Genomic DNA, 13,281 nt, shown 5'->3' with positions numbered 1-13,281 from the left:
CGGTAGGAGTGAACGTGTTGACTGGGCGCTACTTGCAATGGAACAAACGAAGCATAAAGTGGTTATGGTGGCTGGTTATCTTAGGGATGCTGGCCTCCCTTCCTATAGCCTATGAAAGAAATGAAACGGAGCAGCAAACGGCGCGCAAAGTGGAGTTTGTCTTTGATTACCGCGACCTTCTGGAAATTTCCGATACGCAAACCGATCCGCGGCAGTTTGTCACCAACCAGGTGAAAGAGATGAAAAAAGCGGGTATTCAATCTATGGCGATCTATGAATCGACGTTGAATGAGCTCAGGCTTGCCCGCCGGATCGAGGTATTTTCGTCCCATGAAGCGACGGCTCTGACTCAAAGCCCGATTTCGCCGAATGAGAACTTCACCTATGTCCTGTTTGCCGAAAAGGATTCGCAGGAGAAGCTGCAGCCGTTAATTGTCCAAACGTTCTCCAGCTTGAATGTAAAGACAAGACCGTGGAATTTCAAAAATCAAAACGGCTTGATTATTGAGATGGGCTTGGAGGAAGCAAACCTTAAGCCGATGGATCCGGATCCTATAACGCTGCAAATGCTGAAGGATCAAGGGTTCCAGATCGTAATGAGAATGTCCAACCGCAGACCTTTCAATGAGGAGCGAATGGATACGCTGCTTGGACAGCTTCAAAAGTACGGGGTCAAAAGGTTCATCGTAGACGGGGAAACCGTTCCCGGCTATGTGAGCGATTCTGACTTTGAAAACATTGAAAAGATGTCCGAGCTTATGAAAAAGCACCATATGGGCCTCGCGAACATCGAACTGCAAAAAACGCAGCAAAAAGGCTTTAACAAGCTTGCGAAGCTGCTCGATTACAATGTCGTTCGTCTGCACTCATTTACGGAAAAGGACGGCGAGAAGCTGACGGAGAACTTGACAGAGCAGGAATTGAACGACCGGATCCAGGGTGTGGCCGACCGCTTTGTCCTTGCGGTCAAAGACCGGAATATCCGTATGGTCTTCTTGAATGCGAAGGCAGTGAAAAACCTGGACAAGGGCCTGATTCTGAATCCGTTGGAATCTCTGCGTAAAAGCTTGGTGGGGCCTGACGGCGCGCTTAACAGAATTCAGGACGCCGGCTATACACTGGGTATTGCAGAGCGCTTCTTCCCGTTCCATTCCGGATGGCAGAAGATCGCCAAAGGCTTGCTGTTTATCGGCGCCATCGCGTTAATCACGTTGACGATATCGTATTTTATCCCGGAGATTGCGCTGCTTGTCTTCATTGTCGGCTTGATCGGAGGGGCCGGTCTTTATGTGCTGAACGCGAATTTGTTCGCTCAAGCATTGGCTCTGGGAGCGGGTACTTGCGCCCCGACGCTGGCGATCCTCTTCGCTATCCGAACAGCGCGAAACCGACATGGATCCCAAGGCGGATCCAAGCTGCTATTCGCTATTTGGCTGCTGCTTAAGACGTCGGCTATATCGGTAATCGGTATTTGCTTCATCGTCGGGCTGCTGAACAGCATTATTTATCAGCTTGTGATCGATCAATTCCGTGGCGTAAGCGTGCTTCACCTGCTGCCGATTGTATTGGTAGCTCTCTACTGGTTGCTATTTAATGATGATCTCACCCATCGCGAAAAGCTGCAAAAGGGGAAAAAGCTGCTGACTTCCTACATCAGTGTTTTGTGGGTTATCGGAGCAGCTGTCTTAGTAGCCGGAGCGATGTACTATTTGTCGAGAACCGGTAACGAAGGACAAGCCTCCGCTTTCGAACGTTTGTTCCGCTCGTTCCTTGAGAACACATTGGGTGTTCGGCCGAGAACGAAGGAGTTTTTGATCGCGCATCCGTTGTTCCTGCTTGGTGCTTACTTGTGCGTGAAATATCGCAGTGCTCTGCTGCTCATTTTGGTCGGCGTTGTAGGACAAGCCTCTATTGTGGATACGTTTGCCCATTTGCATACGCCGCTGATGATTTCTTCGATTCGTATCGTTTACGGGCTGGCGTTCGGCATCCCGATTGGAATCGGCTTGATTGTCGTATGGGAGATCGTAGTAAGGAGTTGGCGTCGTTGGACACCGTTATTACTAAAAGAATAGTCTTATCCGGATATTACGGCTTCGACAATAGCGGTGACGAAGCGGTGTTACAATCCATTCTACTGGCATTGGAGGAGCAGGGAAAGGCTAGCGGTATTCGTTTTGTACCGGTGGTCCTCTCCATCCAGCCTGAGAAAACAAGCCGAACCTACGGCGTCGAATCCGCTCATCGTATGAGACTTGGCGAAGTGATACGAGCCATAAGAGGAGCCGACGGCTTGATCAGCGGCGGCGGCAGTCTTCTGCAGGATGCTACCAGCGCCAAGACGATCCCTTACTATCTCGCTATACTCAAAATAGCACAGTGGCTTGGAAAGCCGACCTTTGTTTATTCGCAGGGCATTGGTCCTGTCCATAAAAAAATGTTTTTCGGTTGGATCCGCTCCACGTTCGATAAGAGCCAATACATTTCGGTTCGGGATCAAGAGTCCAAACAGCTGCTGCAGCGAATGAAGGTGGGCAATGAGATTGCGGTTGTCCCTGATCCGGTCATGGGAATGCCTATGGGGTCATATGATGTACAAAGAGTGGCCGCGGCAGGTGTTGATTCTGAAGTAAAACCAGTTATCGGCGTCTCCGTCCGATATTGGAATCAGGATCGTTCGGAGCTGAAAGCGCTGGCCGAAGCATTGAAAACGGTTCTTGATAACAGCGAGACCGTTATCCGCTTTCTTCCGTTCCATCTGCCTTCGGACGCAGCTGCTTCCGCTGAAGTTCGGGATCACTTAGGGGAAGCCTACCGTTCCAGAATCACTATGGCTGACAATGTGGTTCATCCGCAGCACATGCTGGCGGAAGTAAGTCAATGTGCGGTGCTCATCGGCATGCGTCTGCATTCGCTTATTTATGCGGCATCCCAGGCGGTTCCAATGATCGGGATCTCTTATGATCCGAAGATCGACCAGTTCCTGAACCGGCTGAGGATGACCTCGGTTGCTACAACGGAAGCGTTTCAAGCGAAAACGGTGGCAAACGAAACTTTGCGCCTGTTAAAAGAGCGGGACTCGTGGCGGGAGGAGAAGCGGGAGCTGATTCATCAGCTGAAGAACGAAGCCCAGTTTCCGGCGAAGGCTATAGCGTCGTTTTACCTCAAAGCGGAAGATTCCAGATAACATCGTAGCTTTTTGCTCGGGGCATCCCCTGAAATCATGGTGGCTGCTGCGAATCGTTATAACGAACGGACGAATGTGTTTCTTCCATTAATATATAGTTAGCTTAGTCGTCGGATGAAGCATGATTGAAGAGAGAATATTCCGCTGCTTCATTCGGACATCCTATAAGTAAGTCGAGCGATTCGGATCACCTATGATGTAGGGAAACTTACCCAATCTGGCGCTGGAGCATGAAATACGCAGTGAAGCGATTCGCGAACAAGAAAACGTACAGAAACCTTGAAAATTACTATGAAAACAACCGATTTATCGCCTATTTTCCTGAAAATTAGTGTGGTGTTACGGTCTCAAACGGAGTATAATCTGTAGTGTTTGGGGTTTTTATAGATAAAAGGGGCTGTGAAAACAAATATGAATGTTTTATACGGAATTGGTTTTGCTGTAGCGTGCTTGATTGCCCTTCTGATGACGCCTCTCGTCAAAAAGTTTGCTTTTTGGGTAGGCGCGGTGGATGCACCCAATCATCGGAAAGTACATAGCCGCATCATGCCAAGGCTAGGCGGACTTGCCATTTTTGTTGGATTTGTCGGCGCGTACTTCGTTATTTCGCCGGTTATCGATTCACTGAATGGGGACGTTGCGTTAGGGCTGCTTGTAGGCGGTGCTATCATTGTACTGGTTGGCGCATTGGACGACCGATTCGATTTATCACCAAAAGTGAAATTGCTGGGCCAAATTTTAGCTGCTTGTGTCGTTGTTTATTCCGGGGTTGTCATTGACCTGGTCAATGTACCTTTTGGAGATACGACGCTGTCATTAACTTGGCTGGCTGTTCCGCTTACAATCTTCTGGATTGTCGGAGTGACGAATGCTATTAACTTGATTGACGGTCTTGACGGGCTATCGGCAGGCGTTTCGGGAATTGCTACAACAACGATTCTTGTATTGGCATTAATGATGGGGAATATAACGGTTGTTTTGCTGAGCGTTATTTTGCTTGGCAGTATCATCGGCTTTTTATTTTATAACTTTCATCCCGCCAAAATCTTCATGGGAGATTCGGGCGCATTGTTTCTTGGGTTCAGCTTGGCCACGTTATCCATTCTTGGATTCAAACAAGCTACGGTGTTATCTTTGTTAGTTCCTATTATGATTCTAGGTGTTCCATTGTCCGATACGTTCTTCGCGATTTTGCGGCGCTGGGTTAATAATCTGCCCATCTCCAAACCGGACAAGAGTCACTTGCACCACTGCCTGCTGCAGCTGGGCTTCAGCCATCGGGTTACCGTTTTGATCATTTATGGCGTTGCCTCCATTTTTGGTTTATCTGCCGTGCTTCTCTCCTACATGTCGGAGCAGGAGCTCATTTGGGGCGTTGTACTGCTCATTATTATCCTCATTGCGGTGCTTGTAGTTGGAGCGGAAGCGATAGGAATTATTAGTCAAACCAAGAAGCCGGTGTTCCAGTTTATCAATAAAGTCAGAGTCATGCTGAATGCCAGATCCAGAATGATGAAGTAACGGATATATCCTTAAAAGAATGATAATCCCAGACCTTAATTGGTTTGGGATTTTTTGTTTTGCGGAATTTCAGGATTCGACTAAATTTTTCATGCTTTTTGACCGATAAATTAGGTACAACTAACTTTGGAAAGCTACGGCACTACATATTTGGTAGCAAAACAGCGGTAAGGGGGAATTTGTACTCGGAGGGTCCATACGACAGCTTTCAACAAATAGAAGTGGAAAAAGTAGAAGTATGACATAAGGAGGAACCAACTTTGAAACGAATGACTACCAAATGGACGAGTCTGTCCATAGTCTTGGCGTTATTTCTCAGTCTTATGGCGCCATTGACGGCTTTTGCGGAAGTAACCTTAAGTGTATCCAACTTGCAGTATCGCAATAATCCGAATCCGCCTCCAGGAAATGATCCTGCGAATCCGAATCCTCCTGTAGATCAGTTCACGACGAACCCGATTACCGTAGTTGCTGATGTCAGCGGATTGAATGACGACGAGATTCCTAATATTTATTTTGAAGTAACGAATATGAATACAGGTAAATCGGTCGTAGATAAAACAAGTAAACCGCTCAAAACGGCGGACAATCAAATTACATTCAGCAACGTTACGCTGACAGAAGGTCTCAACAAGATCGTCCTGAGATACGATGGACTTGTGAATACGGCTTCGGCGCCAAGCTGGGCTTACTATATCCCTGTCTCTTCCATTAATAATTTGCTTATTAACGGCGATCCTATTACGGATGGACAGATGTTTCCTAAGAAGCCTCCTTACTCCGGCGCTACGATTACAGGGGAAGCAGGCAACGCGACCAGCATCGAAGCTTATGTAAACGGCGGTACGACAGCGTATCATCCTGCGAATTTTACTCGCGGAACCTTTACTTATATCAGCAATACGAACCGGGTCAACGACATCAAGTTTGTGCCTGGCGATAACGACATCAATTTTGTGTCGAGAAACAGCACGAATATTTACAACTTGAACAAATCGTTTATTTACGATGACGGCAAAGCATTCGCTTACAACGCCTTTATTGATCAAAAGAACGCTACGACGACTCCAACGGCACCAACGCAGAAGATGACTCCGAGCTTGCGCCCTAATTTGGAACAAAGCTCGTCTAACAACAACAATGTCGCTTTCTCAGCTTCACTGAAAACGAACCTGACCGGATCTGTTACGGACTACGTCTATGCGGACATTGAGATGGTAGGTACAGGCGGCACCTATATCCTTCATTATACTTTTGGAGATAGAAAGCTGTCCCTCATTGATTCGAACGGCAATCCCGTGAGTCCGGCGGGGGCATTGAACAACGGATTAACTCCGTATTTGAGCCCTGCAATTGGAGTGGCCAATACGAATGTGGTGAAGGATGCTTCGGGTCTGTACGAGGTCCATAATATTCAGGTTGATTTGCCGGTCAATACAGGACGAAGATTCCAGCAGATTGATGTAGAATTCACTCACAAAAATTTGATCGATACGACGAAGTCGAGCTTTTACTTCAGTTACGTCGATAAAGATGCGCCTTATGTAGATAAAGTAGAGCGAATTGTTGTACCTGGCGGCACGAACAATCCTCTGTTGTTTGAAACAAGTAAAAACCAGATCAATGAGTTTCCGGCAACATTAAAAGTATATGCGGATAAAACGTCCAGTGTATTGGTCAAGATTAATGGAAGTGCTTATAATGACGGCTCCCATCCTGGCGGTATTTACTCCTTCACTCCTGATGCATCGGGGAAAGGTAATGTAGATGTCTTGCTGCAAGGTCTTCGGGACGGCAATACGACTTTAGAGGTTATCCCATACGATGGCAGCACACCACCTCAGTTAGTTACTGCAGGCGGCAAGTCATACGACTTGCAAATTTCTGCCGCGCCTTATCTCATCGTTGATAATATCTTTAACGGCATGGTAGTGAAAAATGTAAGTGAGCTTACATGTACAGCAGCTGCCGGTGTTTGCATTTCGGGTAGAACTGTTAACCTTGGTAATGGGGTATTGAAGGTTTCCATTAATAACAAAGATGTTGATGCTGCGGACATTAAAACGAATGCAGCTGTACCAGGCGGTTTTACGATTGCCCTTGATTCGACTAAATCAGAATATTATTTCGGTAAAGACGACGGAAGAAAAACGGTTCATTTTGAGCTTATCGTCAACGGCCAAAAGGTTACCGAACAAAGCTACGATATTTTTGTATTCAGTCAATTTTTGCCTGCTATTGTGAGTTTTGCACCGGATTACGATCCGAAGGATGTGCGGTTCTCCAAAGATACGAAGCCGGATACGTACTACACAACATCCAATGATATGAAAATCAGCGGTTCCGCAACCAATGCAAGCTCTTTGAAGGTTACTTATTTGAAGCCAGGCAGTACAACGCCGATCAATGTTTCCATTTCACCGAATGCTGCCGGAGCGGCTGCAACGCCATTCCGCAACACTTCTCCGGACGATACGATCAAGCTGACCGAATTTGGCGCTTATGTATTTACAGTTGAAGCGAAAAATGTTAGCGGTGCTGTAGTAAGCAAATCATTTACCATCACGCGCCAGCCGACGCCTTATCAAATCTTGGAGCCGGCGCTCATCAAGAATGAAGAAGGAAAAGATCAGGCTAATATCAATAAGAACTTCCAGAAAATCACTATGTTGGCTGAGAACGCAGACAGTGTCATTTTCGGCAAAGAAGAAGCTGTGAAAGAAACGGATCCGACGAAACCAGGTATTTACTATTATGAGGCGCGTAATTTGAAACCAGGAAAGAATGAAATCAAGTTTACGATCAATCGTTCTTCCGGTAAATTAAACGGCAGCATCATATTGTATAATGTAGACACTCCGATTGAAGGGAATCAATACAAAGCCGAACTGGCTTCCAAAATGAAAGTATTTAATGGAGACATTGAGCTAGGCTTCCCAAAAGATACGAAGCTGATGCGCAACGATAGAAAAGCGGAGAAGCAATACATTTCCGCAGACCGCAAAATTTTGTTCGGTATTGCCAGCAACGACGATGGCCGAGTAGATAAAGAAGTTGAGGACCGCGGAGGCAAAAACTTCTTAATCGAAATGTCGGGCCGCTTTAAGCCGGCCAGCAAACGATTCTGGATTGACGGCGGAACGATTGAGGAGATTAGAGCTCCAAAAGAAGACGAGAAGCTGAAGGATGCTTTGGAGGGAAGCGGACGCTTGCCGAACGAGTCTTCCGAATTCGGTTCTTCCAACGATACGTTCTACAACCGTTATTTAAACGATCTCGTTGTTCCGACCAAGCGCGGTACATTGACGTTAAAATATGATGCCAACATTCGTGATGACGCATGGAAGTATGTAACGGTGTTCCATTTCAATACATTTGCCGATAACAACGGTGAAGCTAACAAAGCCAGAGCAGAGTGGAGAAATATCGGCGGCGTTGTGGATTTGAGCAAAAACACGATTACCGTACCGTTTGATTCATTTGGTTATTATCAGGTTATGTATATGGATGACAGCTTTAATGATGTCACAGGTCATTCTTGGGCGCGCGACTATCTGGATACTCTTTACTCCAAGGGTATGATGAAGAACAAAGATTCCAGCCCGGAACGATTTTTGCCGGATGAGTCGATTACTCGCGGGGAATTCGTAACGATGCTCGTCAAAATCTTCAATATTCCTTTGGAAAATGAAGATACGAATATTATTGACGAGAGCGACCCTAACTATGACGGTACATTTAAAGATGTCCAAAGAGGCGATCTATATGGTTCCGATGGGTTGTACGACTTTAAACATATTGAGGCGGCTGCGAGAGCCGGTATCGTTAGAGGCGGAAGTGACGGCTATTTCGGTCATAAAGACTCTATAACTCGTCAAGATGCTGCCGTCATGATTGCAAGAGCTGCCGATCTGAAGATGACCACCGATGATAAAAAAGTGCTGGCTTCGCTTCAAAAGGCATTTACCGATGGCGGAAGCATTGAATACTATGCAAGGCCTGCCGTTGAAGCGGCAACCCGTGAAGGCTTTATCGAAGGGATGCCGAACGTGCTGCTGGAAGGCCAAAAGAAGCAGACGCTTCGATTCGCGCCGAAGGACTATTTCTCTCGTGCAGAAGCCGCTGCAGTAGCTATTCGCATATTGAAGCAGCAAAAGAAAATCCCTAAATAACTTCCTGAATAACATCATGATTGGAGCCCGTCAATGCAGCTTGTTGACGGGCATTTTCATAAGGTATCGGTTGGAAAATAATACGTGATGACGAAGGTGATATATCGTTGTATACTAAGTTTCGTAAGCGAGCGAGTATACTGAAATGATATACGAAATGCAGTACTAACCGCTTGAAAGTAATGAGAAAAAACTTTAAAAAAGTTTTTTCAAAGAGCGCAACTTTTTAAACAACATTGCGTTTAATACAATGAAACACAAAACAACACGGAAATGATCGCTTAAAAGAGCAAGTATTGTTGGATATTTTTCACAAAATACCCTCTTTACCTTACTAGTTTTGCAGTGTATAATGTATAAGGGTATGCGAGTCCCTATGTTCTCATTTTTATTGTTTACTAGTTTCTGCAATATTATACGTTGCAGACCTTTATAATAATTTTAAATTCGCTCAACTCTGGGAAGGGGGTGAATCGGCTAATGAGGGAAACGAGCTATAAATTATCTAAACAAAACTCTCAACAACCGAAAGATATTCGAGGAGGAGAAAAAAAGGTTATGAAGAAAAGTTTATCTACAATCCTGTCCCTAGCTATGGCATTCTCTATGTTTTCTTCCGTAGCTCTGGGTGCAGAAGCTGCTAAAACTTCCGCTGATTTCAGCGACTTGAAAGATCTGGACGCAGCTACTAAAGCTAAGTTCGACGATATGATCTCTGCTGGTATTTTTGATGGTGTTAGCGAAGGCACATTCGGTTTGAAAGACAAAATGAACCGCGCTCAATTTGCTAAAGTTGCGGCTCTGGTTTTCAAATTGAAAGTTGATACTTCCCTGAAAACATCTTCTTTCGCAGACGTTAAAGCTGACGATCCAGCTAACGGTTATGCTCTTCCTTACATCGAAGCAGTTAAAGCTGCTGGCATCACTGATGGATATGCAGAAGGTCAATACAACCCATCTGGCGAAGTGACTAAAGAGCAATTGGCTACTTTCTTGCTTCGTGGTTTGGGCTTGGATAAAGACGCACAAGCTACTCCAGGCGTTACTGACAAAACAGTTTCCGACTGGGCTAAAGGTTATGTAGCTCTTGCAATCCAAAAGAAATTGTTGACTAGCGGTACTGACGGTACTTTCGGTGGTACTTCCGCAGCAACTCGCGACTTGCTGGTTCTTTCTTCTTACGAAGCTAAGCAACAATACAAGCCAAACTTCAATGGCAAGTATGCAATCGCGTCCTTCAAAGCAACTGACGCTAACATCTTGTCTCTTGAGTTGAACGGAGCTCTTTCCGAAGAAGCTGCTAAAAACTTGAAGCTTGAAGTTAAGAAAGACGGCTCTGTAATCACTTCCGGTTTCACTACGAAGTGGAGCGACGACAAAACAAAAGCAACTTTGACTTTCGACGCTAAGTTCGTTGACAGCAAATACGAAATCACTTTGGGCGGCTTGACTAACATCGACGAAACAGCTAAAACTGCTTCCGTCACAACTAGCCCAGAGAAAATCACTAAAATCGACTTCTTGACTGCTTCCGACACAATTCCTTTGGGTTGGGATAAAGATGAGAAATTGCAAGATATCCGCATTGACTTCAAAGCTACTAACCAATACGGTGCAAAAGCTAGCTTGAATGCAAGTGCATTCGATATCAAAACCAACGATGGAACTATTACTCCAATCGCTGGCGAGCAAGCGTTCCGTTTGACTCAAGAGAAAGATGTTGATACTAACGATCGTATCTCCATCACAATCATCCATAAAGAAACTGGCGTTCAAGCTAACAAGCTGTTCACAGTTGGTATGGAATCCGTTGTTGCTAAAGTAGAAGTTGGCGATCTTGTTGATTCCACTGGCAAGAAAATCGACGCTATTGACGGTAAAGACGGTTACGGCTACCTTGACGTTAAAGCTTGGGACCAATACGGTTTCCGCGTTGAGAAAGCAGTTATCTTGAACGATTCCGTGAACGTTGTTACAACTGATCGTGACCTTGAAACAGGCGTTAAAGGCAATGACGATCCGTTCGTATCCGACGTTATCGGCGACGATGCTGACGATCTGAGAGTTTGGTCCGACACTGACGAAGATAAAGACGTAACAGTTCAAATCTTCGCTAACGGTTCCGGCCAATCCGTATCCAAGCAAGTTAAAATCAGAGCTTCCAAAGAGCCTGCTTCCGTAGAGTTCGGTTCTTACAACTATCAACTTGCTAAAGGCGATGACTACGCTAAATTGCAAGAAGAAGAGTTCAGAAAGCAATTGTTTGTACCAGTAATCATCAAAGACGCTAACGGCGACGTATTGGATGCAGACGATGTAGTAACTGCTTACTACGATAAGAAGAAGTTTACTGTTGACTCTTCTAACGGCATCACTTTGAGAGAAGATGCGATCCAAAAAACTGGTCCTTACAAAGGATACATCGCAATCAAATCCGTTGATAAAACGGGTGCTCAAGACATCGAGATCGAGTTGGAAGATAAGCCAGTAGTAAAAACATGGACTACTTATGTTGGCGACGTTCGTACTATTGAGTCCGTGAAGTTCTCCACTACACCTAAGAAATACCAAACTCCTGCTCTTTCCGGAACAGTGGATAACGAACTGAAATTGAAATTCTATGACCAATACGGTCAAGCTATCAAATACGAAAACTCTGAAGATGATGCTTACTATGTAAACTTCAACTACAGAGCAACTGAAGGTAGCGCAGTAACTGAAACTTACCTGCAAGGTAAAATCGGCGACACTACTGAAACGCTGAAAGCAACTTCTGTTGGTGAGTCTGTTTACAAAAACAACATTGCTGTTGAAAATGTGTTTGACACTTCTTGGAAGTTCTACACTACAACAGGTGCACAAGCTTCTACGTTCGAATTCAAGGCTGAATTGTTCAAAAAAGGTAAGAAGGATGATGAGTACAAATCCATCTCCAAAGAATCCAGCACTCTGGAAGTTCTTAACCCTAACAGTGCTTCCAACAACTTCACTTATGAAGTTTATGCTGACAAATCTTTGAACAATACGCTTCTTGCAGCGGGTGACTTCTTCGATCTCGGAGGATCCACAACTACTCAAGCAACATATGTAAAAGACAACTTCCCTAAACTTGCAAAAGAGTTGAAAGTAAGAGTTAAGAAAAACGGTGAAGAAGTGAAAACTGGTTCTTCCATCGTATCGATTAGCTCCGCTAACAACAACATTGCAACAGCATATGACAACAAATTCGTTGCTGGTATCAACCCAGGTACTACGAAGTTGACTGTCTTGTATGCGAATGAAAAAGGCGAGCGCAAAACTGCTAATGCTCTGGAAGTAACTACGAAGTCCGATGCACCTACAGTTACAAGCCTGGTGTCCAAGAAGACTGAGAAAACTCTTTCCACAGCTGATTTCAACACATTGTTTGTCACTGGAAGCTCCTACATGTGGGATGCTAAACTTGGTGAGAAACTGACTTTGAAAGACAACTACGGCGGAGAAGTTGTATCTGAGAATACTGCTAAATCCGAAACTGTTAAGCATGCTTCTGTTTACGGATTGACAACTTACATCACTGATGTAGTTGGCGGCACTTTGTCCGATGTTATCGTAGCTGCTGACGGTAAAGTATCTGTGAAAGCTGATTCCGCTGTTACTTCCTTCGTAATCAACGTAATGGCTGGTAACGGAACAACTGCAACATTCACAGTTTCCAAGTAATAAGCCTTAAAAAAGAGAGGGCCCTTCGGGGTCTTCTTTTTTTTGTATATCCAAGCTATACTTACAGTACATACTAAGCTGATGACAAGAGGTGAAGCATGAACAAGACACATACAAAAGTTTTAGTCAGTACTTTGCTCTTATGGGCAGCTACCATTGTTGGCGCGAACGCAGACGGCAATAACTACACCATCCAGCCGGGGTCGGTCGATGATCCGGTTATTACGAAAAGCTATTTTGATCAGAACATTAAGCAGAAAGTGATGGACGAGCTTGCTAAGCAATCGATGACGGAAGAGAAAATTAAACAAATCATAAGTGCCGAGCTTGGCAAAGGAACTCCTGGGACATCTAATCCTGAAGTGCCTACTCCACCGCCAGCCTCTGGAAGTTCCGAGTTAACCGTCGTGGAGCTCAAGCAGGGACAGTTGCTTTATGGCGGTGCTGGAGTAGAGATTATTGTTCGAACCGGTAAGGTAACTGTTATAAGTACAGATGATAATGGTGTTGCCGATGTCACGTCCGGTAAAGATTTGGCTGCCGGTGCAGCAGTTGAAAACAACCATTTGCTTATTGTTCCTAGAGAAGGGCGTGGTGTTAAGCCTGACCCTAAAAACAAGCAAGACATTTTTGTTATGGTGCGTGGAAGCTATGTCCTAACCAATGCAGATGGTTCTAAAGTGACACCATAAATTTTAC

General features: G+C 45.1%; 6 protein-coding genes. All 6 read left to right on the top strand.

Going from position 1 to position 13,281, the window contains the following annotated elements:
* Positions 1–17 precede the first annotated feature (17 nt).
* The 6 genes from ACFQ88_RS36185 to ACFQ88_RS36160 all read left to right on the top strand — a co-directional run bounded on the left by ACFQ88_RS36185 (position 18) and on the right by ACFQ88_RS36160 (position 13,274).
* A complete protein-coding gene (locus ACFQ88_RS36185) occupies positions 18–2,075 on the top strand; it encodes a DUF5693 family protein (protein WP_379462397.1) in 2,058 nt (685 codons plus the stop codon).
* Entirely contained in the window at positions 2,048–3,187 is a 1,140-nt protein-coding gene (gene csaB / locus ACFQ88_RS36180) for a polysaccharide pyruvyl transferase CsaB (protein WP_379462392.1), read from the top strand. Before ACFQ88_RS36185 ends, csaB begins: the two co-directional genes overlap by 28 nt.
* Before the next feature lie 411 nt (positions 3,188–3,598).
* On the top strand, positions 3,599–4,708 hold the full coding sequence (locus tag ACFQ88_RS36175; RefSeq protein WP_239630491.1) for an MraY family glycosyltransferase: 1,110 nt from the start codon (positions 3,599–3,601) through the stop codon (positions 4,706–4,708).
* A 269-nt stretch (positions 4,709–4,977) separates the two neighbouring features.
* Positions 4,978–8,880 carry an S-layer homology domain-containing protein gene (locus ACFQ88_RS36170; protein ID WP_379462554.1) on the top strand — a complete coding sequence of 1,301 codons (3,903 nt, stop codon included), beginning with the start codon at positions 4,978–4,980 and terminating at the stop codon, positions 8,878–8,880.
* A gap of 480 nt (positions 8,881–9,360) precedes the next feature.
* Complete coding sequence (locus ACFQ88_RS36165; protein ID WP_379462390.1) at positions 9,361–12,582, top strand: S-layer homology domain-containing protein; 3,222 nt, start codon at positions 9,361–9,363, stop codon at positions 12,580–12,582.
* Between the two features lie 98 nt (positions 12,583–12,680).
* Positions 12,681–13,274, top strand: a complete 594-nt coding sequence (locus ACFQ88_RS36160; protein WP_379462388.1) for a hypothetical protein — start codon at positions 12,681–12,683, stop codon at positions 13,272–13,274.
* Positions 13,275–13,281 lie beyond the last annotated feature (7 nt).

The sequence above is a fragment of the Paenibacillus sp. NPDC056579 genome (genome assembly GCF_042793215.1).
Lineage (GTDB): Bacteria > Bacillota > Bacilli > Paenibacillales > NBRC-103111 > Paenibacillus_S.
The sequence above is the reverse complement of the archived record's forward strand: the minus strand, read 5'-3'. Positions and strand labels throughout refer to the sequence as shown.